This is a genomic window from uncultured Streptococcus sp. (genome assembly GCF_963511325.1).
In the GTDB taxonomy this organism is placed as follows: domain Bacteria; phylum Bacillota; class Bacilli; order Lactobacillales; family Streptococcaceae; genus Streptococcus.
Map to the genome: position 1 here is coordinate 1 of NZ_CAUPII010000005.1, position 26645 is coordinate 26645.

A 26645-nucleotide genomic window follows, 5' to 3' on the forward strand; every position below is an offset into this window, starting at 1 on the left:
TTACGAGCATTTAAGAAAATATAAAAAGATAATTAGAAATTTATACTTTGTTTTAAACAAAAAGAGCGAAATAGAATCTCGCTCTTGAATAAAAGTTAATGTAAAAATAGAAAAGCTTAAATCATATTTTAAAAATTTAATTCTTTTGATTATTTTATTTCTATAAATTTCTGATATATTTTCTTAGTTAATTCTTCTTGCTGGCTTGCTGTTAGTCGTGAAGAGGTACGAATCAGAACTGTACCATATACATAATGAGAACCAGGTTGAAGAGAGGTTCCATCATATGTACTAATATATTTATTACGCTGTTCTGCTTCCTCTTTTGTTTTATATACCTCTATATTTCCGCCTGCATCATTTCCTTTTTGAATAATATCAGAACCCTCCACCGGAGGAGTTACTTGATTATCTACAAAATAAACAGACGCCGTATAACCACCTTGTTTATTTAGATGCTTATTAGGATCATTACTTTCTGTCACAGATTGTACTCCAGTAATTGTATCAACTTCTTTAAGTCTTTCCTCAATAAATGTACTAGATGGATTCGTAATTTGTTTTAATTGAGTGACGCTATTTTTGTATTTTTCAAGTTTATTCTTTAATTCATTTTGATTTTCTTCATAACTTATTGGTTGATTCATTTCATTAATTTGATTTTCAATATCTTTTGTTTTTTTCTCCATTTCTGGTACTTTTCTTATTGATTTTTGAGTTTTTTCTACAGAATTCTTTAAGTCATCTAAAGTATTTGATTCTAATGCTTCTTCGCCTTTTTCAACTACCGTTTCGGCCTCAGATACTAAGTCTTCAATATCCTTATTTTTTTCTTTTAGAGATACCGAAGCTTTTTCAAAATTACTGACAGCAGTTTTATAAGGTACATAAGATAAAAAGTAATAACCTAAACCAACACCTAGTATCGCAAATATCATAATTGATATGACTACTACAATTTTTTTCATATTTACTTCCTTTTCAAAAAAATATTTATTTTATTATACTATTATTAGTTTGTATTTTCAAACAATTATATAAATTTTTTTTAACAAAAAGAGCGAGATAAAATCTCGCTCTTGAATGGATTTCGTTTTAATTCTAAGGCAAATCATTTCCTGCTGCTAGGTAAATCTCATACCATTCTTTTCGAGTCAAACTAAAGTTACTTGCTTGGCTTGCTTCTAGCAAATGTTTTGGATTTGTTGTCCCTACTACAGCTTGCATCTTGGCTGGATAGCGTAACACCCAAGCGATAGCAATGGCTGATGGGCTTACACCGTATTTTAAGGCTAGTCGATTTAGAACTTCATTTAGATCATGAAATTGCTCTTTTCCAACAAAATTACCCTTAAAATAGCCAAACTGCAAGACTGACCAAGCCTGAATGACCATATCATTCAGTTTGCAGTATTCAAAGACGCTACCATCACGCAAAGCTGCCTTGTCACCTTCCATATTGACATGGAAACCTGATTCAAAACCTGGCGTGAAAGCTGCGCTTAGCTGTAATTGATTGATAGATAAAGGTTGTTTAACCTCTTTCTTCAGTAATTCCATCATCATTGGATTTTGGTTGGATACACCAAAGTCTCGAACCTTACCTGATTTTTGTAGAATATCAAAAGCTTCTGCCACTTGGTTAGCTTCCATCAAGGCATCTGGGCGATGGAGAAGCAAGCTATCTAGATAATCAACCTGCAATCGTTGTAGAATCCCATCAACTGACTCTAAAATATAATCTTTTGAAAAATCAAAATAGGTAAATTCTTCTATGCGAATGCCACACTTAGACTGAATCCACATCTTTTCACGCAGGTCAGGACGATTGTTTAACACTTGACCCAACAATTCTTCGCACCGACCACGACCATAGATATCTGCCAAGTCAAAGGCGTTGATTCCCACAGATAGGGCTGTTTCTACCAGCTCTTCAACTTCTTTGACCGACTTGTCACTGATTCGCATCATGCCTAGGACGATTTCGGACAATTCTCTTTTCTCTTGACCGAATGGAATGTATTTCATGGCAACTTCCTCCGTTTTTCTTCATTATAAAGCAGAATGCCTCTTTTATCAACTGATACCTCACAAAAGAAAAGAACCAGCTCAAACTGGTCCTTTTTAAATTTTAGCCAATCACACTTCCGTTTGGTACAGCAGGATCAACTGTGAGAAGGGTTAATTTGCCATCATGTTCAGCTGAGAGAATCATCCCTTGGCTGACATATTTTTTCATCATCTTACGTGGTTTAAGGTTGGCAACGATTTGTACCTTCTTGCCAACTAATTCTTGTTCGTTTGGATAGTACTTAGCAATTCCTGAGAGAATTTGACGATCTTCACCATCTCCAGCATCTAGGCGGAATTGAAGCAACTTATCAGAACCTTCCACTTTAGAAACTTCTTTGACTTCAGCAACACGGATTTCAACCTTGTCGAAGTCCTCGAATTTGATTTCATCCTTGTTTAGTTTGAGTTCAACTTCATCTGGATTCCATTCTTTTTCGACGGCTGGCTTGTTACCTTCCATTTGTTCCTTGATATAGGCGATTTCTTCTTCCATATCCAGACGTGGGAAGATTGGTGTGCCTTTAGCAACTACTGTTACACCTGCAGGGAAATCAGCCAGGCTCAAGTTTTCAAGGCTAGAAACTTCTGCTAGACCAAGTTGTGTCAAGACTGTACGACTGGTTTCCATCATAAATGGCTCAATCAAGTGAGCTACGACACGAAGGCTAGCTGCCAAGTGGCTCATCACACTTGCCAATTGCTCACGAAGAGCTTCATCCTTAGCCAGTACCCATGGAGCTGTCTCATCAATGTATTTATTAGTACGTGAGATAAGGGTCCAGACTGCTTCAAGTGCACGTGGATAGTCAACTGCTTCCATGTAGGTATGGTAATCAGCGATTGATTGTTCTGCCACTTGAGCAAGTGCATTGTCAAAGTCTGTTACACCTTCTACATAGGCAGGGATTTGACCATCAAAGTACTTGTTAATCATTGAAACCGTACGGTTGAGGAGGTTACCAAGGTCATTTGCCAATTCATAGTTGATACGGCCTACATAGTCCTCTGGAGTGAAGGTTCCGTCTGAACCAACTGGAAGGCTACGCATGAGGTAGTAACGAAGCGGATCTAGACCATAACGTTCTACTAGCATTTCAGGATATACGACATTCCCTTTAGACTTAGACATCTTGCCGTCTTTCATGACAAACCAACCATGGGCAATCAAACGATCAGGCAATTTGATATCCAACATCATAAGAAGGATTGGCCAGTAGATTGAGTGGAAACGAAGAATATCCTTTCCTACCATATGGAAGACAGTTCCATTCCAGAATTTATCGTAGTTAGCATGATCCTCTTGACCATAACCAAGAGCTGTCGCATAATTGAGAAGGGCATCAATCCACACATAGACAACGTGTTTTGGATTTGATGGGACTGGTACACCCCAGGTAAAGGTTGTACGAGAAACCGCCAAGTCTTCCAATCCAGGCTCAATAAAGTTTTTCAACATTTCATTGAGACGTCCATCAGGAGTGATAAAATCAGGATGTGATTTGAAAAATTCAACTAAACGATCTTGGTATTTGCTGAGGCGAAGGAAGTAAGACTCTTCTGAAACCCATTCCACTTCGTGGCCTGATGGAGCGATACCACCAGTTACATTTCCAGCTTCATCACGGAAAACTTCCGCAAGTTGACTTTCTGTAAAGAATTCCTCATCTGAAACTGAATACCAACCAGAGTATTCACCCAAGTAAATATCATCTTGAGCAAGCAAGCGTTCAAAGACTTGTGCTACCACTTTTTCATGGTAGTCATCTGTGGTACGGATAAATTTATCGTATGAGATATCCAATAATTTCCAGAGTTCTTTGACGCCAACTGCCATACCGTCAACATAGGCTTGAGGCGTGATACCAGCTTCTTCAGCTTTCTGTTGAATCTTTTGGCCATGCTCATCCAGACCCGTCAAATAAAAGACATCGTAGCCCATGAGTCGTTTGTAGCGAGCTAGGACATCACAAGCGATGGTAGTGTAGGCAGAACCGATATGAAGTTTACCAGATGGATAGTAAATCGGTGTTGTAATATAAAAATTCTTTTCAGACATAATATTTCCTTTCCAGGCAAATGAAACCTGTTTTTCTAACACTTCATTATATCACATTTTTAATGAATTTCGATAGGGAAATCCATACAAAAACAAGATAGACAAGTGTCCATCTTGTTCTTTATTATTCGTAGCGAAGAGCTTCAATCGGATCTAGCTTAGAAGCTTTATTGGCTGGTAAAACACCAAATATCATACCGATACCAGCTGAGACCGCTAAACTAAAGAGAGCGATTGGGATAGATACGCCAACTTCGATTCCTGCAATCATGTTTTGAAGAAGAACACCTGCAAGCATAGTCACCCCTGCAGCCAGCACAAGACCGATGCCCCCACCTAACAAAGTCAAAATCATAGATTCAATCAAGAACTGAACCAGAATATTAGCGCGTGTAGCTCCTAGTGCTTTACGTAGACCAATCTCGCGAGTACGTTCTGTCACCGAAACAAGCATGATATTCATAACACCAGTACCACCGACAAAAAGGGAAATCCCTGCAATGGCACTAATAATCGTTGTTATGAAGCCAAAGAGTTGTTGAACTTCTTGGAAGGCTGCAGACGCATCTGCAACTTGATATTCCCCTTGTTGAAGACCTGCAATCTCTGTCATTCTTCTCGCCAACTCCGGTCCTAAGGTCTGGGTTAAGCTAGTATCATTGACACGGAAGACAATATTTGAAATCTCATCTGTGTTAAAATTAGCTGCAAGAGAAATATTGGTCGTAATTGGTAGTCCTCCGACTCCAAATGTTTTCGCAGCCTTAGCTTCCTTACTTGCATAAACACCAATAACACGGTAACTGATTTCATTTACTTCAACAATTTGGTTGAGAGCTTCTTGTGCTGAACCAAAAAGGCTATTGGCAAGCTCTTCATCTAAAACGATCACACTTGCGAAATCCTTATAATCTTGCGCTCTAAGGCCACGACCTGCAATGATTTCATTTTCGACCGCATCCATATAGGTGACATTCCCACCCGTCATGTTAGCGTGTTCGACCTTTTTATCCTTATAAGTCAAGGTCACATTGGCTGAGTTGGTCACATAGTAGCTATCCACTCCCTTGAGCTTAGCAGCTTCCTTGACCCATGCTTCTTGAGGTTTTGGTGGTTCAACAAAATTTTCTTCTTGACCACCAGACAAGGTCAATGCAGATTGTCTTTGTGTAAAGGAACCGTCCTTACTCTTTGTAGGTGAGAAAAAGACATGGATATCTTTCTGGGACTTGGTCATATTTTTATTGACCTGACGAGACATAGAGTCGCCCAAGGCCATGATTACGACAACGGATGATACGCCGATAATAATCCCAATCATGGTGAGGAAAGAACGCATCTTGTGGGCCATAATGGATGAAAAGGCAAATTTCAGATTCTGCATCTTAGTTTTCCTCCTTTTCTACGAAACCACTATCAGATGAAATGACGCCATCACGAATGACGATTTGACGTTTCGCATAGGCGGCAATTTCAGGCTCATGCGTAACCATGATAATGGTTTTTCCTTCTTTGTTTAATTCAACCAAGAGTTGCATGATTTGATTTCCTGTTTTGGTATCAAGTGCCCCAGTTGGTTCGTCTGCTAGAATGATAGAAGGATTGTTGACTAAAGCACGCGCGATGGCAACCCTTTGCTTCTGACCACCTGACAACTCCGAAGGCAAGTGATGGCTACGCTCGGTCAGTTCAACCTTTTCCAGATACTCTTCTGCTAATTTGCGACGTTTTGAAGCTGAAACTCCAGCATAAATCAAGGGCAGTTCTACATTTTGAAGAGCATTAAGCTTGGACAAGAGAAAGAATTGTTGAAAGACGAAGCCGATTTCCTGATTTCGAACCTTGGCTAATTGTTTTTCACCCAAACCAGCTACTTCTTTTCCATCTAGAAAATACTGACCACTTGTAGGAGTATCCAACATCCCAATGGTGTTCATGAGGGTAGATTTCCCAGAACCAGATGGTCCCATGATTGCTACAAATTCTCCCTCATGAACTTCTAGGTTAATGTTTTTAAGGACTTGAAGTTCTTGATCACCATTTCGATAGCTACGGCAAATATTTTTAAGGCTAATTAGTTGCTTCATCAGTCTTCACCTCTTTTCCTTCTTGCAAGGAAGCTGTCGGATTACTGATGACTTTTGCTCCATCTGTCAGACCAGATGTGATTTCTTGATTTTCTGCATCTGCATTGCCCAAACCAACTTCAACTTTTTTGGCCTTTTGATTTTCATCAAGAATCCAAACATAGTTTTTCTCTTCTTCCATCACTACACTCGAAATTGGAACGATCAAGGCCTTGCTCTTATTCTTGACTTCAACACTAACAGTAAATCCTTGCTTCAAATCGCCAATTTCACTAGTTACATCGACCGTATATGGGTACTTAGATCCTGAGTTTGAACCAGCTAAGCTACTACTTGCTTCGCTACTGTTCTTTGGATAATTTGAAATATAGCTAATCTTACCATTCCAAGTTTTATCCGGGTAAACCTTGGAAGTGAAAGTGACTTCTTGGCCTACAGATAGATTGGCAAGATTGTACTCAGAAAGCTCTCCCTTGACCTGCAAGTTATCGTTACTTACGATATGAACCAAAACTTGACTATTTCCTGTTGGAGATTTTGAAACATTCCGATTCACTTCAACAACTGTTCCCTCCACCGTACTCAATACCGTAGCAGCATTCAACTGTGCCTGGGCTTTTTCAAGTTGTGCCGCTGCATCTGCACGAACATCACGCGCATCACTGATTTGTGAATCGATAGAAGCTGTAGCTGATGTAGAAGATTGTGCTTGGGTTTGGTCCGTAGCGCCTTCAATCCCTGCTTGAGGAAGCACAGGTGTTGAAGCAGCAGTATTTCGAGCCTCATTCAATTCATTGATATGACGGTCAGCTTTAGCAACTGCACGACTAGCAGCATCATAGGCTGCTTGAGCATCTGCACTACTATACTTGACTAAGGCCTGGCCTTCGCTTACCTTGTCACCAACTGAAACAAGAACCTCATCCAAATCTCCCTTGCTACCATCAAAATAAACATATTGTTCTTTTTGAGCAGTTACACTACCTGATAGAAGAACCGATGAAGCAACCGTTCCATCTTTAGCTACAGCAATTTTAGCAGTTTCATCTTTTGCTGCAGCTTGATTTGGTTGTCTCAATAGAAGAACAGCTGCTGCTCCCACTACAAGTACTGATGCAACTCCAATAGCAGTAAATAAAGGCCATTTCTTAGCTTTTGACTTTTTTTTCATAGCAATACCCCTTTTATAAATATATATGTTAAGATTATAGCACATATCCTAAAAATGGACAATTGATTTTTCATTATCCAAAAACATTTGCTAAAATCTTTTATTGTTGTATTAGTTATATAATACATTTTCTTTTTTATTTTTGCAAGCATTTTCTTAAAATTTTTAAACGTAGCAGATTTTTGCATTGACTCCCAAAAAAAGATAGAATATGACTAGAAAACAACTAAAGGAGCTTTCTATGAGAGAATATGATATTATCGCTATCGGTGGAGGTAGCGGGGGAATTGCTACCATGAATCGTGCTGGTGAACATGGTGCTAAGGCCGCAGTTATTGAGGAAAAGAAATTAGGTGGAACTTGTATCAACCTCGGCTGTGTCCCTAAAAAAATTATGTGGTATGGAGCACAAATTGCTGAGAGTATCCACAAATATGGACCTGACTATGGTTTCACAAGTACTGGGAATCAATTTGATTACGCAACGCTTCGTAAGAATCGTGAAGCCTATATTGACCGTGCTCGTTCTTCTTATGGTGGAAGCTTTAAGCGTAACGGAGTTGATTTGATTGAAGGACGTGCCGAGTTCGTTGACGCTCATACAGTCAGTGTCAATGGTGAGTTAATCCGTGCTAAGCACATCGTGATTGCAACTGGGGCACATCCTCATATCCCTGCCATTCCTGGTGCTGAACTAGGTGGTAGCTCAGATGATGTCTTCGCCTGGGAAGAGTTGCCAGATTCTGTAGCCATTCTGGGTGCAGGTTATATTGCTGTCGAATTAGCTGGAGTGCTCCATACACTTGGTGTTCAGACAGATTTATTTGTCCGTCGTGAGCGTCCACTTCGTGGATTTGATAGCTATATTGTTGAGAGCTTGGTTCAAGAAATGGAAAATACTGAACTAAACCTCCACACCCATAAGGTTCCTGCTAAACTTGAAGAAACTGAAAAAGGCATTAGGATTCATTTTGAAGATGGGAGCACCCATACCGCCAGTCAAGTTATCTGGGCAACTGGTCGCCGTCCAAACGTTAAGGGACTTCAACTTGAAAAAGCTGGTGTTACCCTCAATGAACGTGGTTTCATTCAAGTTGACGAATACCAAAATACAGTCGTTGATGGTATCTATGCTCTAGGAGATGTCACAGGTGAGAAAGAACTAACTCCCGTCGCTATCAAGGCTGGTCGTACCCTATCCGAAAGACTTTTCAACGGTAAAACCAATGCTAAAATGGACTACACTACTATTCCAACTGTTGTCTTCTCTCACCCAGCTATCGGAACTGTCGGTCTAACTGAGGAAGAAGCTATCAAAGAGTATGGACAAGAAAACATTAAAGTTTATACTTCAAAATTCGCTTCTATGTATTCAGCAGTAACTAGCCACCGTCAAGAAGCTCGCTTCAAGCTAGTTACAGCTAGTGCAGACGAAAAGGTAGTTGGCCTTCATGGTATCGGCTACGGCGTTGATGAAATGATTCAAGGTTTTGCTGTAGCAATCAAGATGGGAGCTACAAAAGCTGACTTTGATGCAACGGTCGCTATCCATCCTACAGGTTCAGAAGAATTTGTGACCATGCGTTAATACAAAAAGAGACCATCTCGATCATTCAGATTGAAGAAAAAGCCTATTTTGGACCATTTTCTTCAATCTTTTTCTTTTATTAGAGCAAATGAAAGAACTCTTATAATAGCATGCCATCAGGATTCCTAATAATTTTCACTATATGGTAGCCAAGCTCTATAAGGCTAGTCTTTTTATTACGGATAAGATTTATCTGTGTTTTGAAAAATCTCTTGGCCTCCGGCTCTCTCTAAATCGGCCGTTACAAATTTGTAACCTTTGTTTTTAAAATAGGTTGACAATCATCTCCTTTCCAGTATAATAGTTACTATAAATTACAAAAGAGGTTAACTATTATGAAAAAAGCACATATTTACGCTATTCCAGCTATCGGGGCTGCTCTGATTGCAGTATTAGCCCAAATTAGTATCCCAATTGGACCTGTTCCATTTACTCTGCAAAACTTTGCTATCGGTCTCATCGCTACTGTTTTTAGACCAAGGGAAGCTGTTCTCTCTGTTGGAATCTATCTTTTACTGGGTGTCATTGGTCTTCCTGTCTTTGCTAGCGGCAGAGCTGGTTTCCACGTTTTAATTGGGCCAAGTGCTGGTTATCTATGGTTTGACCTAGTCTATGCTGGGCTTGCTTCCTATCTGACTCATACGAATAGCAGTGTTGTACGTATTTTCCTAGCCAATCTCTTAGGGGATTCCCTTGTCTTTGTCGGTGGTATCCTCAGCCTCCACTTCCTCGCTGGTATGCCTTTTGATAAGGCACTGGCTGTCGGTGTCATTCCCTTTATCATTCCTGATCTTGCAAAAATTATTGCCATTAGTTTTATCGGACGACCACTCCTTCAACGTCTTAGTAATCAACCCTACTTTTCACATAAATAAAGAAAGGAGGTCGGGAATTTTCTCACAACCTCCTTTCGTCTGTTTTTATATGATTGCTTATTGATTTTTGAAGGCATCGACCATCACTTGAAACTCTTCGTTTGAAAGGGTGATTCCTTTCCCCATCTTAGTGTGGTCTGGACTCCAAGCACGAATGTCAAACTTTGCTGGTGCTCCGTTAAAGCTGACACGATTGATTTCCTTAGTCCAACCTTTTTCATTCTCTGAGAGCGTAAGTAAGTGTTCCTCGATTTCAAATGTAAATTCTGACATTGTATTCTCCTTTTGATTGTCTTCACTTGATTATTCGTAAAATCTTGTAGATTTTCTTAAAATTGTATATAATAATGTTAAAAAGAAGGGAGGCTCCGATGAAAGATTTATTTAAACACATTCAACAAAAGTTCCAAAGCTTTCTCGACGGGCGAGAAGAACTAGATCATTCCAAAGCCGACTCCCTGACAAGTGCCATTAAAGAGGCGCTCCTAAAAAAAACTGCTGTCCACATTATTTTTTCAGATACAAGTTTTACAGGGGATATCATCAAATATGATACGGACCGCCAGCAAATTATCGTAAAAAATTTTGCAAAAAATGTGACTCGCATTATTCGAATCCCAGATATTCAAAAAATAAGTTTTGTTCCCTCGACTGTCCAAACAGCCCAAAAAAATCGATTTAAGAAAGAGTGAGATGAGTTTTCTTCATCTCACTCTTTTCTATTAACGAATTTGTTCAAAATGAAGGTGAACAGCAATGTGTTCTCCGTAACCACTTCTCTCTAAATCACGTTGCAAACGGTAAGAGATATAGTGTTCAGCGATGGTAATGTAGCCTGCACCAAGCAAGCGATGCTCAACCATTGATTGAATCATACTGATAGTGGCACGCTCCACTTTTGCCTCTTCTAGATCCAAGACAACTTTCTTAGTTACCTGAGCTAGATTTTGACGTAAATCATCTGTCAAAACATAAACCGTTTGAGCAGCTTTGAGAATGGCTTGATAAATTTTATCTGGATCAAAGTCGGCAACTTGTCCATCACGTTTAATGACTTGCATAGGCTTCTCCTTTTAATTTGTATTTTCTTTAATGTCCGCTAACATTTTAGCTTCTTCTGCTGTTAATTCGTAATGTTCCAACAAATCTGGTCTACGCTCATAAGTTTTTTTGAGACTTTCATAGAGACGCCATTGACGAATCTTCTCATGGTGCCCACTCATTAGCACTTCTGGAACTACCATGCCACGATAATCATAAGGACGTGTGTACTGAGGGTATTCAAGAAGTCCTGATGAAAAGCTATCATCTTGGTGACTCGTTTCTTTACCAATTACTTCTGGTATCAAGCGAACCGTCGCATCAATCATAGTCATTGCTGCCAGTTCTCCACCCGTTAGCACATAATCACCTAGAGAAATCTCATCAGTCACTAGGGTCTTGATCCGTTCATCATAGCCCTCGTAGTGACCACAGATAAAGATGAGTTCTTCTTCTTGAGCTAAATCTTCAGCATAGGCTTGATCAAACGGCTTACCAGCAGGATCGAGGAGAATCACGCGTGGATTCTTCTTTTCAATGGCATCAAAAGCATCAAAGATTGGCTGCGCACGTAGCAACATCCCTTGACCACCACCGTAAGGTTCGTCATCGACATGACGGGCCTTTTCAGCATATTCACGAAAATTATGATACTGGATATCTAAAAGCCCTTTTTCACGTGCCTTCCCAACGATGGAATGTTCTAGCGGTGAGAACATCTCTGGAAAGAGGGTTAAAATATCAATCTTCATCGTCTAACCCTTCTAAGAGTTCTACATCCACACGCCTATTGGGAATATCAACATTTAGCACAACCGGTGGGATGTATGGTAAAAGCAGGTCACGTTTCCCCTTGCGCTTAACTACCCAGACATCATTGGCACCTGGTTGAAGGATTTCCTTGATGGTTCCAATCAAATTGTCACCCTCGTAGACCTCTAAGCCGATAATTTCGTGATAGTAAAATTCACCCTCATCCAGGTCATTAAGGTTTTCTTCCGCAACCTTCAAACTGTAGCCCTTGTATTTTTCAATATCATTGATGTGATACATATCCTTAAATTTGATAATATCAAAATTCTTATGCTTACGATGACTTGCGACAGTCACTGTTCTAACAAATTGATCCTTCTCATCAAACAAGGCCAGCTCTGCACCTTTTTTAAAGCGTTCTTCCGAAAAATCCGTCACAGATAAGACTCTCATCTCACCTTGTAAACCTTGCGTATTGACGATTTTTCCAACGTTAAAATAGTTCATTTGATCTCCTGTGTATGTTTCTCCCTTTATTTTATCACGTTCTAGGTATTTTCACAAGTTGGAGGAAAAAGCTAGTTCTGACCTTCGGCTTCTAAATATCCTTCCAAATCTCGTTCATGCTGATATTTGATAGCTGCCTTTTTGTCTTTTTCAAAAATGTTCTTGGTTAGATCAATGTCGTTGATGGCTGCAATTGCGACGGTGTAGTGAATGATATCAGCAAGTTCTTTAGCAAGTTCCTCGTTAGAATCCTGAACACCCTCTTTTCGACCAGAGCGTCCATTCAAAACCTCAGCTACTTCTCCGACTTCCTCCACTAGCTTGATAAAAAGACCTTCCTCAGTCCGAGACTGCTGGTAATGTTCGAGTAAGTAGTCTTGTAATTGTCTAAACGTTAAATCCTTCATATCCTGCTCCTTGCAAAAAAAGCGAGACATCCGTCCCGCTTTTCTTATTTTTCGTCAATAACGATTCTTACTTTTTTGTCTTCAGTTGGGACAGAGTAGACAATCGTTCTTATCGCAGAGATAGTGCGACCCTTACGACCAATCACACGACCCACATCGCTTTGGTCAAGATCCAAATGATACTCCAAAAATTCTGGTGTATCTTCAATCTTGATAGTTAAGGCATCTGGTTGTGAAATCAAAGGTTTCACAATTGCAATAATGAGATTTTCAATCGTATCCATCTGTCAACCTACTTTAGAATTATTTAGAGAATTTAGAATCGTGGAATTTCTTCAATACGCCTTCTTTTGAAAGGATGTTGCGTACTGTATCTGAAGGTTGAGCTCCATCAGCCAACCATGCAAGAACGCGGTCTTCTTTCAAAGTTACTTGGTTTTCAGCAACAAGTGGGTTGTAAGTTCCAACTGTTTCGATGAAACGTCCGTCACGTGGTGAACGTGAATCTGCTACGTTAATACGGTAGAAAGGTTTTTTCTTAGAACCCATACGAGTCAAACGGATTTTAACTGCCATTTTTAATATCTCTTTTCTTTTATTTTTTAGTTCGGTGAAATAGCTGAGCTATTTAGCACATGTTCTATTATAACAGATTTCTAAGAGGTGTCAAGAAAAAAACTTGACAGACTTTAAAATTTTTAAATTTTTTTTTGAAATTTGTTAGACTAATAGGGATACATTATAAAGAGAAACTTTATGAATACTAGTATAGAGAAGATTTACAAAGACCATCAAGTCAAACCTTACATCTCTCCAAATCGTGATATAGAGGATTGGCTACTAGACCCCAAACCTGTCCCAAAACGAAATATGGAATTATTAGCAGATAATTTACTGGCAGTAGATATCATTTTACTATGGAGAATCTAGTTTGATACTTTTACCACCGAAAGCTGGTTGTAAAATCTCCCATTTGAATATATTTTAAAATGCGCCCAAAATCAACGTTTTCCCGCTTTTTCAGAAAATATTTTTTCATCCAATTTGAATGTCTTTCAATTAAATGGTATGAATTTCACTCCCAAAAATCAAAAATGAGCTAGAATGTACCGAAAACTTCACACCATTATAGTTTTATGAAATTTTAACATTTTAATCATTTATCAATCAATAAATAAGTCTTCCCATTGTGTGATAGACCTTGGTATAATTAACTTATTCTCCTCGTAGAAAGCTAATAAATCACTATCCTCAACCTGAATTACATTTTCAATCTGATCTAAATTAATTATTTTTGGAGCATACAAATAAACTAAATAACCATCATCTACATATTGTTTAAAATCTAAAGCATCAAGTTCATTTGCCTTCTTCCCTTTTACTTGAACTACTGCATTTCTTGGATTATTGATGTCTCTTGAGATCATCTCACATTCAATTTTTATGGTTGTAGACTTCTTTGCAATTGAATTAGAAAGTACATAATAATTTTCCTTAATTTGAAGATATGAGATAACGAGTTCTTCTAAATCAAATTCAGGCAGATTATCAAGAAGACCTCCACTATAGGTTGTTACCTCAAAATAATTCTTTTTCGAAAATTTATTAAATATCAATTTTGAATATTCTATTATGCTTTTATCCCGTATCTTCTCAATAGTACCACCAAGAGGCCTATTAAACGATGATTTTATCTGTCCAGGAACTTGCATTCCCACATTAAATGCATCAACTGGGATAACTGATCCAATATCCAAATGAGTATCACAAACTACTATAGCTGAAGATTTTACTTTACATATCCAGTAATTCCCACTTAAATCTCTGGTCCAGAATAAATCATCTATCTTCGCATCTCTAAAAACATTTATTGCTGGATGTGCTTTACCATTCTTTTTTTTAATACGATTATAGAATTCTTGGAAATCATCTAATTTAATATCTTCGCTCAACCAACTCCAACCAATAGCAACATATTGTTCAGAATTATTTAAACAGAAATCAATTAACTCTTTTCTAATGTTATCGTCTCTTTTTAAGTGTATTCTAGCTACATAATCCAATTAAATTATCCTCTCTTACTTTTTTCTTTCAGAATTATTTCAACGCCCGCTTGATGCAAAATATCATATCTAGCACGACATACCTCTGAGTCGTCTATTAAATTAAGAAGAGCATCTACCTCTTTTCTTCCCTCTTCACTCAGCTGTGGTTTTATATCAACTAAATTTTTTTGTAGTCTTAAAAACAATTGAATAGCTACTTCGTAATCTTTTTTCTCTTGTAATTCTTGCTGCTTGATTAAAATTTCTTTTTTTCTCTCTTCTTCTTTCTCCCTATTTTTTTCAGCCATACCAAGAAGCTTTTCATAATCCACTTTGTGATTCTCAAAGTCATCTTTGACTAATCCCATAAATTTAGGTGTGATTCGAATACGATTATAAGCATTTTTGACTAAAGAAGTGATTTTATCCCAACTAGGTACTTCTGAGTCTTCTCGGAACATTAATATTTCCCGATCGGTTATGACAATTTTCTTTTCTTCATCAATGAAATAACCTTTTTCTTTGTAGTTATTTAACTCTGAACTATACTTCTCTAATCTCCACTGTTTGACAATTTTTTTGCCATTATCAGATAAATCATCGTCAACTACATATCTATATAACCAATCAGGAAGATTAACATCACCTATAGTCCATCTTTGCTTCTCATGTGAGTATATTTCATTTCTTAATTCTCTGTCAGGCAATTTAACTTTATTATAAACGTACTTAATAATCTCATCACCCTCTTGAATGTATTCGTTCCAATATTTGCTATACTTAGCGTAGGGGATAAATGGACGAGTTCTATATATAACTCTACTCATTTCATCTTCTCCTTTAGTTGGTGAAATTCACAGTATTCTTTTATAACAGACAAAAAATTATCTTATTCGCTCTCAAACTTCCAGTCAATGTAGTTTTCTTGCATTCTATTAATAAGAGTTTTTACATCATCAATTAACGATTGAGGAGACAATACCGTTAGGGATTCTGCTTGACTCAACAGCCACCTCTTCAACCCTGGTGTATCTTGACTCACAAATTCAATAATATTACCATTTGATGTTTTTTCAATAATTTTTGCTGTAGGAAATTGATCAACAATAATTGTTGGATCATTGACGAATAGGACTCTAATATTTAACTCTTTTCCTATGAATGGATCTACACGCTTATTACGAATTTCTCCATCACGAAATTTTCTTCCATATGAAAGAGAAGGTTTTTCTTTTTTAGATTCTACCCAACTAAGTATTCTGTCTAATTTTAAAGTCATATAAGAATCAAATAGTAAATTATAGGCTACTATGTAAAAATAATGAGTATCATAGTAAAGAGAAACCGGAAAAATTGTATGTCTTTTTTTAGTATTATAAGGAGATTGATAATCAATGTCTAAGACCAACTCCTTACGAATCAATTCAGACCATTCCCAAACCTTATCAATACGATTTTGTGTGTCTGATAATGGTGCATAATTTAGCAACTCACTTGCAATAATACTAGAAACTTCTTTTTGCTCATCTTTTGAAATAAGTGCCAATAAACTATCAAGTAATGACTTGTTTTCTTCCTTATTCAAAGAACGATTTTCTAGTAAAATCTTTGAAATTACAAGAATATCCTTTTTATTAAATAAAGATTTCCCTTTTAAATACCTAGTATGATGCCTCGTATCGTAGGCAAGTTCTGCTGCAACCATCGGTTGTGTATCTAAGAAACCAGACAGGAGAGAAAAATCTCGTTGTATAGTCTTTTCACTAACACCAAATTCATCTGCAAGCTGAGCCTTAGCTAAATGTGCGCCAGACTGTAATCGTAAAAATATAGTTAATAAGCGTTCTTGGTCGTTCATATAATCCTAAATCCTTTAACAATATTATAACATTTCCAATGGCTTAGATTCAATCAATTTACTAGTTCAAATCTTCTACCGATACTACTAGTACCTATTTCTTCTTTTAAAGTCTATTAAAGGTTACTTCTACCTTCCGAATCCTATCAACGATATTGATTTTGATGATTTTGCTTCAATAGCTACAATAGCCTTATTGATATCTGTCAATGTAATTTGATTTAAAAAGGTATCATCTTCTAACTGATTCTTATCACCTTCAATCACTCGTTGTGCTTGACTGAAGACAATCTCATCTACTAATTTTCGGACGTATCTAGCATTTCCAAAGTTTTTACAATTGATAACTTCTGAAAAATGCTGACGTAGTACCATCTTACAATCATCAGTTAATTGATAATATCTCTTATTTATCATCAATTCCAAAATAGCAATTAGTTGATCAATTGTATAATCCAAAAATTTTATTTCTCTAGAAATTCTAGAGGAAAGTCCCGGGTTAGTTTCAATGAATTGGGCCATCAATTCTTCATACCCAGCAAAAATAACCAACACCTCATCCCGACGATTTTCCATTTCTTGTATAATCGCTGAAATAGCTTCATGCCCAAAATCTCTCTCACTACTCGGAATAAGGCTATAGGCCTCATCTATAAAGAGTACTCCCCCTTTTGCTTCATCAAAAGCTCTTTTTACTTTTGGAGCAGTCTGTCCGACATATTCACCAACAAGGTCCGCACGACCTACTTCCACTAACTTATTCTCTTGGATTATCTTGTTATTGTATAAAATTTTTGTATAAAGCCTAGCCACTATAGTTTTACCAGTCCCAGGATTTCCGGAAAAAACGAGATGACGATTTAGTATTTCATTACTAAATCCATGATCCTGACGCAATGCAGAAACTCGATTATAAGCTAACTGCTGGTTTAGGACTACTTTCACTTCTTCTAAACCGATTAATTCACTCAACTTTTTCTCAGCATTTTCTTCGTCTTCAACTGAAGATTCATTTTGGGGAATAAATCCATCCAGACTTAATTCGTTTTTATCTGAAGGATCATAATCATTTTGTACTGCAAATTCAACAAGCTCTTGAACAAAAAGACGAATTTCTTTAGCATCCTTTAGTACTTTATTTTCTTCTATTAATCTCTCAAAATCTTCATTACTCAATTGAACACCTTTTTTGTTTATCATCTGAAGCCCGATTTTTTTAAGCTCAGCCTCATCATATTGCGGAAAATTCACAATTGATACTTTACTAAAATCTTCAAGCAAATCTTTTTTTATAGATTCTGCCTCTTGGATAGTTCTCGTAATAATGATGTTAATTGAATGCCCCTTCTTTTGTCTAAATGTATCGTAAAATTCTGATTTTGTTCTTGGCCTTGCTGAAAGATAATCAACTAATACCGGGACATCTTTTTCGCCTATCTTAGGAATAAAAAAATTATTACAATTAACAAATATCGCATTCATTCCAAAGAGAGACTCTAGAAACTTGATAGCAAACTTACGACCAGATCCCCTTTCACCATTAAAAATATAAAAGTGTTGCTGTTGTTCATTATTATTTATTTTTTCTTGAAATGAAAGATATGTAATTAGTTCTTGAACAGCCTTCTTAAAATCGGCGAGACCACAAATGTTTTTCAATTCATCCAGTTTTTCAAAATTAGGCTTTAGATAATGAGACATGGTCTCTTTATTTGCACTTAATAAGAATTTTACTAGTTCTCTTCTATCACTTGTTTCAAGTTTCTTTATAAAATCACTTTCTGTTAGAGTTTTAACTTTTTTTAATGTAAACTCATGATCAAAAAAATCCTTTATTTTCCCCATGATTTCTTGATCATTGTATCTTTCTTGAGAAATAAGGTAATAAGCGTCATCCTCTTTAAATAGCAATAAACGATTAGTCTTAATAAAATCTTCTGTTTGAGTTTTTAAGAAATCATCAGGATTTTTAAACTCAACTTGATAATAATTCATTTAATTTCACCTCTTATTATTGATAATTTAAGTTTACAAAAAAGGGTGGACATTTATTGTCTAGTTAATTGTTTTTTCAAAATATGGATTAAAGTTTTGAGGCAACTGACCTTGTCAGGTTGCAGCCTTATTTGTAAGCGGCTAAAGTCGTAACAACTGTGTCAGTTGCACCAATTTAGTAAGAAAGTATAAAAAGACCCCCCAAAAAAGATGCTCTTTTAAAATATAGTAATTCTTTCGAATTAACGTTTACTAATTGTGATGCTTTACGAGCTTTCTTAAGAACTGGTTTCCTAAATACTTCGAGTACACTTATGGCATTGATGTCCCAAAACATTTAGAAACGCTTGTTGAGAAAGGCTATGCTCTTGTCGAAACTGCTTTTGACTCACTTGACCATCTAAATAGCACCATGAAAAAGAATATCCTGAAGAAGAAGGGAGTTACTGGACTTTCTAAAATGAAGGCTGCCGACCTGAATCAAGCCCTTCATGACCATTTTTCAGAAGAATTAGCTGGTCACTTTTCGATTCGCGGTTATAGACTAACTCCAAAAGGAGAACCGGCACTCAAAGACCATCAAGCAATCATTGACCGCCATCCTAAAAAGAATCTTTAATCAACCAAGTCAGGTTGATTTTTTTTAAAACAGTTTCTAAAAAAATCTAATCAATTCACTTACGAGAAAAAATTTTTTATGATAAACTGATGTCTAATCAAAAAGAAATGGAGACTATAATGCCTAGAAATTTTAAAGAAGCTCTTTTATTTACAACACTAATGTGTTCCATGATGGTACTCGGTATGTCTATTTGGAATCTTTTTATGGTTGGTCAACTTTCACTACATCATTTAGCCCTTGGTTACATTCCTGGTTTTGTCACAGCCTTTTTATTGGATGTCATCCTTGTTGGACCAATCGTTAAGTCAATTGCCTTTCGTATCCTCAAGGATCATCATAAACGCTGACAGAAAATCATTACAATTTCTGGAGGAATGGCAGTTCTCATGGTCACTTTCATGTCCTTCTATGGACTTTTTTACAATGGCATTGCTATCACACCCAAGACCTATCTAAGTGCCTGGACTGTAAACTTTATTGCAGCTCTTCCTCTAAATTTCCTAATTGTTGGACCAATTGCCCGTTTTATACTAAGTTCTTTTCAGAAACCATTTACTGGGGAAAAAGAAGTTGAAGATTTTCAAGATGATGATGAAATCCCAACTATTATCTAAACTATTTCTGTAAACTACTAATATTTGAAATCCACTTTCAATTAGGGTACAATGGTAGAAATGATTTTTGAAAGGATTACCATGAAAAAAATAGCAACACTTCTATTAATCTCAACTTTTGCCCTTGCTGGATGTAGCAGTATCCAACGTAGTCTTCGAGGGGATGACTATGTAGATTCTAGCTTGGCTGCCGAAGAAAGTTCCAAAGCAGCTGCCCAATCTGCCAAGGATCTTAAAGACGCCTTGACAAATGAAAATGCCAATTTCCCACAACTATCTAAAGAAGTTGCTGAAGACGAGGCTGAAGTTATTCTCCATACAAGTCAAGGAGATATCCGCATCAAACTCTTTCCAAAGCTAACCCCTCTTGCGGTTGAAAATTTCCTAACTCATGCTAAGGAAGGCTACTACAATGGCGTTACCTTCCACCGAGTGATTGATGGCTTTATGGTTCAGACTGGTGATCCAAAAGGAGATGGTACAGGTGGTGAATCTATCTGGCACGATAAGGACAAAACAAAAGATCAAGGAACTGGTTTCAAGAGCGAAATCTCTCCATATCTCTATAATATCCGTGGTTCTCTCTCCATGGCTAATACTGGCCAACCAAATTCCAATGGTAGCCAGTTCTTCATCAACCAAAATACGACAGACATTTCTGCCAAACTGCCTACAAGTAGCTATCCAAAGAAAATTATCGAAGCCTATAAAGAAGGGGGCAACCCTAGTCTAGACGGAAAACACCCTGTCTTTGGTCAAGTGATCGACGGTATGGAAGTTGTTGACAAGATTGCCAAGGCTGAGAAAGACGAAAAAGACAAACCAACTACTGCTATCACTATCGACAGTATCGAAATTGTTAAGGACTACGATTTTAAATCTTAAAAACCAAAAAAATACAGTATCCAATCTTGGTACTGTATTTCTTTTACTCTCATTTTAAGTTAAGTTGTTAAAATCCCAGATTTGGTCCATCCAGCCTTCATAGAAGTCTGGTTCGTGGCAGACCATAAGGATAGAACCCTTATACTCTTTTAGAGCACGTTTGAGTTCATCCTTAGCATCCACATCCAAGTGGTTGGTTGGCTCGTCCAGCACCAAAACGTTGTTTTCACGATTCATCAAGAGACAGAAACGAACCTTAGCTTGTTCTCCACCTGATAGAACTTGAATCTGGCTTTCGATATGCTTGGTTGTCAAACCACAGCGGGCAAGGGCTGCACGGACTTCTGCTTGGTTGAGAGCTGGAAAGGCATTCCAAACTGCTTCTAAAGGTGTCTGACGATTGCCACCTTCCACTTCTTGTTCAAAGTAACCAAGTTCTAGATAGTCACCACGTTCAACTTCTCCAGCAATTGGGGGGATAATGCCCAAAAGAGACTTCAAGAGGGTTGTTTTACCGATACCATTGGCACCAATAATGGCGACCTTCTGATTGCGTTCAAAGGTAAGATTTAATGGTTTTGTAAGTGGGCGGTCGTAACCAATCTGCAAGTCCTTAGCTTGGAAGATAAAGCGTCCAGGTGTACGAGCTGGTTTAAAATCAAAGGAAGGCTTTGGTTTCTCGCTTTGGAGTTCGATGATATCCATCTTATCCAATTTCTTCTGGCGAGACATGGCCATGTTTCGTGTTGCAACACGCGCCTTATTACGGGCTACGAAATCCTTGAGATCCGCAATTTCTTTCTGTTGACGCTCATAGGCTGCTTCCAGCTGCGATTTCTTCATGGCATAGACTTCTTGGAACTGGTAGTAATCTCCAGAATAACGAGTCAACTGTTGATTTTCAACGTGATATACGATATTGATCACATCGTTGAGGAATGGAATATCGTGCGAAATAAGGACAAAGGCATTCTCATAATTCTGCAGATAACGCTTGAGCCAGTCAATATGCTCAGCATCCAAATAGTTAGTTGGCTCGTCAAGCAACAAGATATCTGGCTTTTCAAGAAGAAGTTTGGCCAAAAGCACCTTGGTTCTTTGTCCACCTGACAAGGCTGTTACGTCTGTATCCATACCATAATCCATGACACCAAGGGCACGCGCTACTTCGTCAATCTTAGCATCTAATGTATAGAAATCACGACTTTCCAAACGGTCTTGGAGTTCGCCAACTTCTTCCATCAATGCATCAATATCAGCTCCCTCTTCTGCCATTTCCATGTAGAGTTCATTGATACGTGCTTCTGCCTTAAATAACTCATCAAAAGCAGTACGAAGGACATCACGCACGGTTTGGCCTTCTTTTAACACAGCGTGCTGGTCAAGGTAGCCTGCAGTCACATATTTAGACCATTCCACCTTACCTTCATCAGGTAACATTTTACCAGTTACAATGCTCATAAAGGTTGATTTTCCTTCACCATTGGCACCAACTAAGCCGATATGTTCACCTTTGAGGAGGCGGAAGGACACGTCTTCAAAAATCGCACGGTCACCAAAACCGTGACTCAAATTTTTAACTTCTAAGATACTCATTTTAATTCCTTATCTTGTGTTTATGTAGTAGTTTATAGAGGAGCCAAGCTAGGTAGCCACCCAAGGTATTGGTCCACAAATCATCAATCTCAAAGACCCGATTAAAGTCCAAGAAAAAGTCTAAAACTAGTTGCGTGCATTCAATTCCCAAGCTCAATAAAAAGCTAACCAATATCACTTTCTTAGTATTTCTTAGACTGGGGATGAGATAGAGAAGCTGGAAAATCAGTGGGAAGAGTAAAAGGATATTTAAGGCGTTTTGCAAAAATATCCAGAATAGCTGCAGAAAGCTGGTTACTTCACCCAGTTTCCAAAGGGAGTTAAAAGGCGTCAAAAGAAAAACCAGGCGTCCAAAAGTTTGAATACCTGGAGTTTCCACTCCTGTAGGAAGTTGAGGCTGGGGAGTAAAACAAAAACAAACGATACAAAGACTGTATAAAAGCACTCCCAAGCTTAGTAATGTTTTTCGACTCATCTTATGGATTTACTTCAGCTACTGCTTTTTGGCGATCACGCTTCATGGTATTTGAACGCAATTGTCCACAAGCGGCATCGATATCAGTACCATGTTCCTGACGAACAACACAGTTGACACCTTTTTTCTTGAGCGTGTCATAGAAAGCCATTACGCGCTCTTTAGGGCTTCGGCTATACTGGTCATGCTCACTAACTGGGTTGTAAGGAATCAAATTGACATAAGACAATTTCTTGATGTTTTTAAGTAATTCAGCCAACTCAAGCGCCTGCTCCACTCCATCATTAACTTCATTCAGCATGATATACTCAAAAGTCACACGGCGATTGGTAGTTTCGATGTAGTACTCAATAGCTGCAAAGAGTTTTTCAATTGGAAAGGCACGGTTAATCTTCATGATGCTTGAACGAAGTTCATTGTTTGGTGCATGAAGAGAAACAGCAAGATTGACCTGAACTCCTTCATTAGCAAATTCACGGATTTTGTGAGCCAAACCAGAAGTTGATACGGTGATATGACGAGCACCGATAGCCATCCCCTTATCGTCATTGATGGTACGGATAAAGTTCAAGACGTTATTGTAGTTATCAAAAGGTTCTCCAATACCCATAACAACGATATGACTAACACGTTCATCTTGTCCACGTTCGTCAAAATATTTTTGGACTAACATAATCTGCGCAACGATTTCACCGTTATTGAGGTCACGTTGCTTCTTGATTAAGCCTGACGCACAAAAGGTACAACCGATATTGCATCCTACCTGAGTCGTTACACAGACTGACAAACCGTAGTGTTGACGCATTAGCACTGTCTCAATCAACATCCCATCTGGCAACTCAAAGAGATACTTTACAGTACCATCAGCCGATTCTTGAACGATGCGTTGTTTCAAAGGGTTGACTACAAATTGATCATTGAGTTTGGCAATCAAATCCTTAGATAAGTTTGTCATTTCTTCAAATGATTGTACACGTTTACGGTAAAGCCACTCCCAGATTTGGTCGGCACGGAATTTCTTTTCTCCCTGCTCCAAGACCCATTCTTGCATGCCTTGACGTGTTAAACTATAAATAGACGGTTTCATGTTTTCTCCTTATTCTCTAATCTTTCTGACGGATGACGAAATGACGTTGCCCCTTGTCTTCTTTCTGAGATTTTTGTTCTTTTGAACGGCGTCTATTTCTCTTGTCCGTATGATTTTTTTTCTTACTTTGGGAAGTCTTTTTCCCTTTTCGAGTATCTTTTTCTTCCTCTTTTTTGCGCATCTTTTGGTCAAACGGTGCTCGTTTAGGAACTTCATTTTCTAGAACAAAATAGGCACAACCATAGCTACAATACTCAAGTAGGTAATCTTGTAAACGACTGATTTTCTCAAGAGACTCTTCAGCTCGCTCATTCTTGTAGAAACCTCGTAAGCGCAGCTGCTCATTGCTCCAGTCTCCTACAATATAATCGAACTTACTTAAAACTTCAGAAAAGCGTTGAGTAAATGCCGTTGCATCAAAAGCATCCTTACTATTTTCAACCAAAGTAAAGGTAAACCCTTCAGCTTCGACTTTATCTCCAGATAGATGAAATTCAGGACCAGGGAATTTATTGTAATTATATAATTCGGGTGCAATCTCTTTACGCATAATCTTCCTTTTTCAACGATTACTTAATACTCTATTCTACCATATTTTCGCCACATTTTCACCTTTAGCATTAAAATGAAAAAAGTCTGACGATTTAAGAATCTCTATCTAAAAACTCGACTTTCCTAGACAAGAAAAAAACTGGGATTTCCCAGTTTTGAGTGATTATAGGTAAAGTAATTTGAAGAGCGCTACTGCTGCAATAGCTGCTGCAATCGGTGCAACTACTGGTACCCAAGCATACCACCATTTTGAATCACCCTTGTGTTGACCAAGGATTGATTTTGGAAGGAAGGCATGAAGGAGACGTGGTCCAAAGTCACGAGCTGGGTTCAAACCAGGTCCTGTAGGTCCACCAAGAGAAGTTACCAAGGCCATTACTAGGAAACCAAGTGCCAAGTGAGCAACAGAAAGTCCTGAAGCTGTATGAGGCGCTACTTGAGCTTTAATTGCCAAATCAGAGAAGTCAACATTTTGACCAGCTTGAGTTGCCATTTGTTTCATGTATTGGAGAACTTCAGCTCCAAAGAAGTTCTTTGTCAAACCAAGTGCTGCAAAGAAGAGAACGAATGAACCAACGAACTCGTTGATAAAACCGTTAACTGTTGCTGCGAAGCGTGATTCTTTTGTACCGTGGTCCAAACTTGAAATTGTTGAGAAAGTTCCCAAGATATTGTTTGCTTTTTCAGTTTGCAAGTAGTAAGGACGGTGAGTTGCAACAACCAAGGCTTGTCCGAAGATTGCTCCCAAGACTTGTGCAACGATGTATGGTGCTACTTGTGCCCAAGGGAAAAGTCCGCTAACTGCTAGACCAAGAGTGAAGGCTGGGTTGATGTGGTTACCAGAAACATTACCAAACATCAAGGCAGGGATCATAACCCCCATACCGTAACCAACAGCGATAACGAGCCAGCCACTTTGGTGACCTTTCGTACCTTTAAGTTCAACGTTGGCAACTGCACCATTTCCCAAGATGATCAAGATGGCTGTTCCCAAAAATTCAGTGGCATATTTGACTGCCCATGCGAAATCCATTGATAGATTCTCCTTAATATTTTTTAGACAATCCCTATTCTATCAATTTTTAAGCCTTTTAGCAACAGATATTCTAAAAGAATACTGCAGGAAAACGCTTTTATTTCAGCACTTCAAAAAAGACCTAACAAAGAGAGTTTGTTAAGTCAAAATTTTGATTATTCTTGACGTTGACCAAAGTCCTTAATCATCTGATCCATTTCTTCACGACTTGACGTCGTTAGCATATAGAGAAAGTCTCCTTGCAATTCAGCAAAGGCAGCCGGCATGATTTTCTTGACCTTGAATTGCTGACCATACTTGGCGAGCAAGTCTTCTTCTGAATAAACATAGTTGGCATTAGCGCGACGAGATGTTGCCAAGCAGTACAGGGGCTCGAATTGTGAAGCAGGGAATGGTTCACCCGCAACGATCGCTGCATAGCCCTTGTACAAATCCAAGGAATGCGCATAGTTATAGACATCAATAGTGAAGCCACCCGCTGGACGGTTATTGTACTCAATGGCAATATAATCATCACCCTCACGGAAGAACTCGATATGGAAGAAACGTTCTTTCATACCAAATTCCTTGACGATTGCCTCACCGTACTTGCGAAGTTTTGGATCCATTTCCTTAAGAATATAGTAAGAATTATCCATCTTGTAAATCATGAGATCAAGCGGTGTATGGGCATAGTCAAAGGTAGTTGAAAAGACGATATTTCCATCTCTATCTACCAAACCATCAAAGGTACAGATTTCACTAGAGGTGACAAATTTTTCAAAGAAATAAACGGTTGAATGGTCCCACTCTGCCTTGAAATGATGGATATCCTCTTCTGTTTCAAGCTTGAAGGTTGCTGCCGCTCCCACTCCATTGTCAGGTTTGGCAATCATAGGAAGGCCAATTTCTTTCACAGCTTTGTCAACATCTGCATCTGTTTCAATGACAGCACCTGGAACCACTGGAACTCCAGCTTTTTTGAAGAGTTTCTTCATTTCAGACTTGAACTTGGTCTTTTTGAGGTCGTCTGGTTTGGCACCAAAGACATTAAATTGTTCACGAAGAGCAGCATCTAACTCAAGCCAGTATTCATTGTGTGATTCAATGCGGTCAATTGGACCATGCTTATAGAAAAGAAAGGCAACTGCTCGTTTAACCTCATCAATATTTTCAAGATTATCAACGCGGAAATACTCAGTCAAGCTATTGCGCAATGGTTCATCTAGTTGTTCGTAGGGTTCTTGCCCAATCCCTAGAACTGTGATTCCTTTATTGGCTAACTCAATACTAAATTGCTGAAAATTTTGTGGGTAATAGGGTGAAATTACAAGATAATTCAT

30 protein-coding genes and 1 pseudogene are annotated in these 26645 nt (G+C 38.1%); 8 read left to right on the forward strand and 23 right to left on the reverse strand.

The features are described from left to right. Window positions 1-149: 149 nt before the first annotated feature. The 6 genes from RQ973_RS02540 to RQ973_RS02565 all read right to left on the reverse strand — a co-directional run bounded on the left by RQ973_RS02540 (window position 150) and on the right by RQ973_RS02565 (window position 7387). Window positions 150-968, reverse strand: a complete 819-nt coding sequence (locus RQ973_RS02540) for an EbhA (RefSeq protein ID WP_248035507.1) — start codon at window positions 966-968, stop codon at window positions 150-152. A gap of 133 nt (window positions 969-1101) precedes the next feature. After that, window positions 1102-2028 (reverse strand): aldo/keto reductase family oxidoreductase, encoded by a 927-nt coding sequence (locus tag RQ973_RS02545; RefSeq protein ID WP_248035431.1) that lies wholly within the window; start codon window positions 2026-2028, stop codon window positions 1102-1104. Window positions 2029-2131: 103 nt separating this feature from the next. Continuing rightward, a complete protein-coding gene (gene metG / locus RQ973_RS02550; protein ID WP_248035429.1) occupies window positions 2132-4129 on the reverse strand; it encodes a methionine--tRNA ligase in 1998 nt (665 codons plus the stop codon). 124 nt (window positions 4130-4253) lie between these two features. After that, window positions 4254-5513, reverse strand: coding sequence for an ABC transporter permease (locus RQ973_RS02555; protein ID WP_311522645.1), 1260 nt, complete (start codon window positions 5511-5513; stop codon window positions 4254-4256). Between the two features lies 1 nt (window position 5514). Then, the gene (locus RQ973_RS02560) at window positions 5515-6216 is read right to left on the reverse strand and encodes an ABC transporter ATP-binding protein (protein ID WP_311522646.1); all 702 of its coding nucleotides are present in this window, start codon (window positions 6214-6216) and stop codon (window positions 5515-5517) included. Continuing rightward, on the reverse strand, window positions 6200-7387 hold the full coding sequence (locus RQ973_RS02565) for an efflux RND transporter periplasmic adaptor subunit (RefSeq protein ID WP_311522647.1): 1188 nt from the start codon (window positions 7385-7387) through the stop codon (window positions 6200-6202). Before RQ973_RS02565 ends, RQ973_RS02560 begins: the two co-directional genes overlap by 17 nt. A 241-nt stretch (window positions 7388-7628) precedes the next feature. Here RQ973_RS02565 and gor point away from each other — a divergent pair, with 241 nt between their 5' ends. Together gor and RQ973_RS02575 are read left to right on the forward strand one after the other, a co-directional pair. Beyond that, window positions 7629-8975 (forward strand): glutathione-disulfide reductase, encoded by a 1347-nt coding sequence (gene gor / locus RQ973_RS02570; RefSeq protein WP_311522648.1) that lies wholly within the window; start codon window positions 7629-7631, stop codon window positions 8973-8975. Between the two features lie 335 nt (window positions 8976-9310). Further along, entirely contained in the window at window positions 9311-9850 is a 540-nt protein-coding gene (locus tag RQ973_RS02575) for a biotin transporter BioY (protein ID WP_311522649.1), read from the forward strand. Between the two features lie 57 nt (window positions 9851-9907). Here the strand turns inward: RQ973_RS02575 and RQ973_RS02580 are convergent, their stop codons facing one another. Continuing rightward, on the reverse strand, window positions 9908-10123 hold the full coding sequence (locus RQ973_RS02580; RefSeq protein WP_311522650.1) for a YdbC family protein: 216 nt from the start codon (window positions 10121-10123) through the stop codon (window positions 9908-9910). 98 nt (window positions 10124-10221) lie between these two features. On the opposite strand from RQ973_RS02580, the gene RQ973_RS02585 reads away from it, so the two are divergent. Further along, window positions 10222-10542 (forward strand): hypothetical protein, encoded by a 321-nt coding sequence (locus RQ973_RS02585; RefSeq protein ID WP_311522651.1) that lies wholly within the window; start codon window positions 10222-10224, stop codon window positions 10540-10542. A gap of 30 nt (window positions 10543-10572) precedes the next feature. On the opposite strand, the gene RQ973_RS02590 is transcribed toward RQ973_RS02585, so the two are convergent. From RQ973_RS02590 to rpsP, 6 genes are all read right to left on the reverse strand, one after another. After that, on the reverse strand, window positions 10573-10911 hold the full coding sequence (locus RQ973_RS02590; RefSeq protein ID WP_001196044.1) for an ATP cone domain-containing protein: 339 nt from the start codon (window positions 10909-10911) through the stop codon (window positions 10573-10575). Between the two features lie 12 nt (window positions 10912-10923). After that, complete coding sequence (trmD, locus tag RQ973_RS02595; RefSeq protein ID WP_311522652.1) at window positions 10924-11643, reverse strand: tRNA (guanosine(37)-N1)-methyltransferase TrmD; 720 nt, start codon at window positions 11641-11643, stop codon at window positions 10924-10926. Continuing rightward, the gene (rimM, locus tag RQ973_RS02600) at window positions 11633-12151 is read right to left on the reverse strand and encodes a ribosome maturation factor RimM (RefSeq protein ID WP_311522653.1); all 519 of its coding nucleotides are present in this window, start codon (window positions 12149-12151) and stop codon (window positions 11633-11635) included. The genes trmD and rimM overlap by 11 nt, the downstream gene beginning before the upstream one ends. 71 nt (window positions 12152-12222) lie before the next feature. Beyond that, a complete protein-coding gene (locus RQ973_RS02605) occupies window positions 12223-12558 on the reverse strand; it encodes a MazG nucleotide pyrophosphohydrolase domain-containing protein (RefSeq protein WP_311522654.1) in 336 nt (111 codons plus the stop codon). A gap of 44 nt (window positions 12559-12602) precedes the next feature. After that, a complete protein-coding gene (gene kphA, locus RQ973_RS02610; RefSeq protein ID WP_000379617.1) occupies window positions 12603-12842 on the reverse strand; it encodes an RNA-binding protein KphA in 240 nt (79 codons plus the stop codon). Between the two features lie 19 nt (window positions 12843-12861). Next, on the reverse strand, window positions 12862-13134 hold the full coding sequence (gene rpsP, locus RQ973_RS02615; protein ID WP_000268760.1) for a 30S ribosomal protein S16: 273 nt from the start codon (window positions 13132-13134) through the stop codon (window positions 12862-12864). 180 nt (window positions 13135-13314) lie between these two features. On the opposite strand from rpsP, the gene RQ973_RS02620 reads away from it, so the two are divergent. After that, window positions 13315-13488, forward strand: a complete 174-nt coding sequence (locus RQ973_RS02620; RefSeq protein WP_311522655.1) for a hypothetical protein — start codon at window positions 13315-13317, stop codon at window positions 13486-13488. Window positions 13489-13721: 233 nt separating this feature from the next. Here RQ973_RS02620 and RQ973_RS02625 read toward each other — a convergent pair whose 3' ends face one another. The 4 genes from RQ973_RS02625 to RQ973_RS02640 all read right to left on the reverse strand — a co-directional run bounded on the left by RQ973_RS02625 (window position 13722) and on the right by RQ973_RS02640 (window position 18456). Further along, window positions 13722-14621, reverse strand: coding sequence for a ribonuclease D (locus tag RQ973_RS02625; RefSeq protein WP_311522656.1), 900 nt, complete (start codon window positions 14619-14621; stop codon window positions 13722-13724). Window positions 14622-14626: 5 nt separating this feature from the next. Further along, the gene (locus tag RQ973_RS02630) at window positions 14627-15430 is read right to left on the reverse strand and encodes a hypothetical protein (RefSeq protein ID WP_311522657.1); all 804 of its coding nucleotides are present in this window, start codon (window positions 15428-15430) and stop codon (window positions 14627-14629) included. Window positions 15431-15492: 62 nt separating this feature from the next. Further along, complete coding sequence (locus RQ973_RS02635) at window positions 15493-16461, reverse strand: WYL domain-containing protein (RefSeq protein WP_311522658.1); 969 nt, start codon at window positions 16459-16461, stop codon at window positions 15493-15495. A 129-nt stretch (window positions 16462-16590) separates the two neighbouring features. Then, window positions 16591-18456 (reverse strand): AAA family ATPase, encoded by a 1866-nt coding sequence (locus RQ973_RS02640; protein WP_311522659.1) that lies wholly within the window; start codon window positions 18454-18456, stop codon window positions 16591-16593. 289 nt (window positions 18457-18745) lie between these two features. Between RQ973_RS02640 and RQ973_RS02645 the strand changes: the two are divergent. The 4 genes and pseudogenes from RQ973_RS02645 to RQ973_RS02660 form a co-directional block, all read left to right on the forward strand. Further along, window positions 18746-19075: pseudogene (locus RQ973_RS02645) on the forward strand (hypothetical protein); the annotation flags it as partial. Window positions 19076-19194: 119 nt separating this feature from the next. Beyond that, a complete protein-coding gene (locus tag RQ973_RS02650) occupies window positions 19195-19425 on the forward strand; it encodes a hypothetical protein (RefSeq protein WP_311522660.1) in 231 nt (76 codons plus the stop codon). A 51-nt stretch (window positions 19426-19476) separates the two neighbouring features. Further along, window positions 19477-19692, forward strand: coding sequence for a hypothetical protein (locus RQ973_RS02655; RefSeq protein ID WP_153224843.1), 216 nt, complete (start codon window positions 19477-19479; stop codon window positions 19690-19692). Window positions 19693-19773: 81 nt separating this feature from the next. Beyond that, window positions 19774-20577, forward strand: a complete 804-nt coding sequence (locus RQ973_RS02660; RefSeq protein ID WP_153224792.1) for a peptidylprolyl isomerase — start codon at window positions 19774-19776, stop codon at window positions 20575-20577. A 54-nt stretch (window positions 20578-20631) separates the two neighbouring features. On the opposite strand, the gene abc-f is transcribed toward RQ973_RS02660, so the two are convergent. The 6 genes from abc-f to RQ973_RS02690 all read right to left on the reverse strand — a co-directional run bounded on the left by abc-f (window position 20632) and on the right by RQ973_RS02690 (window position 26645). Next, window positions 20632-22173, reverse strand: a complete 1542-nt coding sequence (gene abc-f / locus RQ973_RS02665; RefSeq protein WP_049549120.1) for a ribosomal protection-like ABC-F family protein — start codon at window positions 22171-22173, stop codon at window positions 20632-20634. Window position 22174: 1 nt separating this feature from the next. Then, window positions 22175-22648 carry a VanZ family protein gene (locus RQ973_RS02670; RefSeq protein WP_153224791.1) on the reverse strand — a complete coding sequence of 158 codons (474 nt, stop codon included), beginning with the start codon at window positions 22646-22648 and terminating at the stop codon, window positions 22175-22177. Between the two features lies 1 nt (window position 22649). Then, entirely contained in the window at window positions 22650-23735 is a 1086-nt protein-coding gene (rlmN, locus tag RQ973_RS02675) for a 23S rRNA (adenine(2503)-C(2))-methyltransferase RlmN (RefSeq protein ID WP_045763788.1), read from the reverse strand. Window positions 23736-23751: 16 nt separating this feature from the next. Further along, complete coding sequence (locus RQ973_RS02680) at window positions 23752-24285, reverse strand: YutD family protein (protein ID WP_311522661.1); 534 nt, start codon at window positions 24283-24285, stop codon at window positions 23752-23754. A 165-nt stretch (window positions 24286-24450) separates the two neighbouring features. Further along, a complete protein-coding gene (gene gla, locus RQ973_RS02685; RefSeq protein ID WP_281335100.1) occupies window positions 24451-25320 on the reverse strand; it encodes an aquaglyceroporin Gla in 870 nt (289 codons plus the stop codon). 158 nt (window positions 25321-25478) lie between these two features. Beyond that, window positions 25479-26645, reverse strand: a complete 1167-nt coding sequence (locus RQ973_RS02690; RefSeq protein ID WP_311522662.1) for an ATP-grasp domain-containing protein — start codon at window positions 26643-26645, stop codon at window positions 25479-25481.

What these genes read in the sequence shown, in the direction of transcription:
- RQ973_RS02540 (WP_248035507.1), bottom strand. Translation starts at nt 968, where the DNA reads ATGAAAAAAATTGTAGTAGTCATATCAATTATGATATTTGCGATACTA.
- RQ973_RS02545 (WP_248035431.1), bottom strand. Translation starts at nt 2,028, where the DNA reads ATGAAATACATTCCATTCGGTCAAGAGAAAAGAGAATTGTCCGAAATC.
- metG (WP_248035429.1), bottom strand. Translation starts at nt 4,129, where the DNA reads ATGTCTGAAAAGAATTTTTATATTACAACACCGATTTACTATCCATCT.
- RQ973_RS02555 (WP_311522645.1), bottom strand. Translation starts at nt 5,513, where the DNA reads ATGCAGAATCTGAAATTTGCCTTTTCATCCATTATGGCCCACAAGATG.
- RQ973_RS02560 (WP_311522646.1), bottom strand. Translation starts at nt 6,216, where the DNA reads ATGAAGCAACTAATTAGCCTTAAAAATATTTGCCGTAGCTATCGAAAT.
- RQ973_RS02565 (WP_311522647.1), bottom strand. Translation starts at nt 7,387, where the DNA reads ATGAAAAAAAAGTCAAAAGCTAAGAAATGGCCTTTATTTACTGCTATT.
- gor (WP_311522648.1), top strand. Translation starts at nt 7,629, where the DNA reads ATGAGAGAATATGATATTATCGCTATCGGTGGAGGTAGCGGGGGAATT.
- RQ973_RS02575 (WP_311522649.1), top strand. Translation starts at nt 9,311, where the DNA reads ATGAAAAAAGCACATATTTACGCTATTCCAGCTATCGGGGCTGCTCTG.
- RQ973_RS02580 (WP_311522650.1), bottom strand. Translation starts at nt 10,123, where the DNA reads ATGTCAGAATTTACATTTGAAATCGAGGAACACTTACTTACGCTCTCA.
- RQ973_RS02585 (WP_311522651.1), top strand. Translation starts at nt 10,222, where the DNA reads ATGAAAGATTTATTTAAACACATTCAACAAAAGTTCCAAAGCTTTCTC.
- RQ973_RS02590 (WP_001196044.1), bottom strand. Translation starts at nt 10,911, where the DNA reads ATGCAAGTCATTAAACGTGATGGACAAGTTGCCGACTTTGATCCAGAT.
- trmD (WP_311522652.1), bottom strand. Translation starts at nt 11,643, where the DNA reads ATGAAGATTGATATTTTAACCCTCTTTCCAGAGATGTTCTCACCGCTA.
- rimM (WP_311522653.1), bottom strand. Translation starts at nt 12,151, where the DNA reads ATGAACTATTTTAACGTTGGAAAAATCGTCAATACGCAAGGTTTACAA.
- RQ973_RS02605 (WP_311522654.1), bottom strand. Translation starts at nt 12,558, where the DNA reads ATGAAGGATTTAACGTTTAGACAATTACAAGACTACTTACTCGAACAT.
- kphA (WP_000379617.1), bottom strand. Translation starts at nt 12,842, where the DNA reads ATGGATACGATTGAAAATCTCATTATTGCAATTGTGAAACCTTTGATT.
- rpsP (WP_000268760.1), bottom strand. Translation starts at nt 13,134, where the DNA reads ATGGCAGTTAAAATCCGTTTGACTCGTATGGGTTCTAAGAAAAAACCT.
- RQ973_RS02620 (WP_311522655.1), top strand. Translation starts at nt 13,315, where the DNA reads ATGAATACTAGTATAGAGAAGATTTACAAAGACCATCAAGTCAAACCT.
- RQ973_RS02630 (WP_311522657.1), bottom strand. Translation starts at nt 15,430, where the DNA reads ATGAGTAGAGTTATATATAGAACTCGTCCATTTATCCCCTACGCTAAG.
- RQ973_RS02635 (WP_311522658.1), bottom strand. Translation starts at nt 16,461, where the DNA reads ATGAACGACCAAGAACGCTTATTAACTATATTTTTACGATTACAGTCT.
- RQ973_RS02640 (WP_311522659.1), bottom strand. Translation starts at nt 18,456, where the DNA reads ATGAATTATTATCAAGTTGAGTTTAAAAATCCTGATGATTTCTTAAAA.
- RQ973_RS02650 (WP_311522660.1), top strand. Translation starts at nt 19,195, where the DNA reads ATGCCTAGAAATTTTAAAGAAGCTCTTTTATTTACAACACTAATGTGT.
- RQ973_RS02655 (WP_153224843.1), top strand. Translation starts at nt 19,477, where the DNA reads ATGTCCTTCTATGGACTTTTTTACAATGGCATTGCTATCACACCCAAG.
- RQ973_RS02660 (WP_153224792.1), top strand. Translation starts at nt 19,774, where the DNA reads ATGAAAAAAATAGCAACACTTCTATTAATCTCAACTTTTGCCCTTGCT.
- abc-f (WP_049549120.1), bottom strand. Translation starts at nt 22,173, where the DNA reads ATGAGTATCTTAGAAGTTAAAAATTTGAGTCACGGTTTTGGTGACCGT.
- RQ973_RS02670 (WP_153224791.1), bottom strand. Translation starts at nt 22,648, where the DNA reads ATGAGTCGAAAAACATTACTAAGCTTGGGAGTGCTTTTATACAGTCTT.
- rlmN (WP_045763788.1), bottom strand. Translation starts at nt 23,735, where the DNA reads ATGAAACCGTCTATTTATAGTTTAACACGTCAAGGCATGCAAGAATGG.
- RQ973_RS02680 (WP_311522661.1), bottom strand. Translation starts at nt 24,285, where the DNA reads ATGCGTAAAGAGATTGCACCCGAATTATATAATTACAATAAATTCCCT.
- gla (WP_281335100.1), bottom strand. Translation starts at nt 25,320, where the DNA reads ATGGATTTCGCATGGGCAGTCAAATATGCCACTGAATTTTTGGGAACA.
- RQ973_RS02690 (WP_311522662.1), bottom strand. Translation starts at nt 26,645, where the DNA reads ATGAATTATCTTGTAATTTCACCCTATTACCCACAAAATTTTCAGCAA.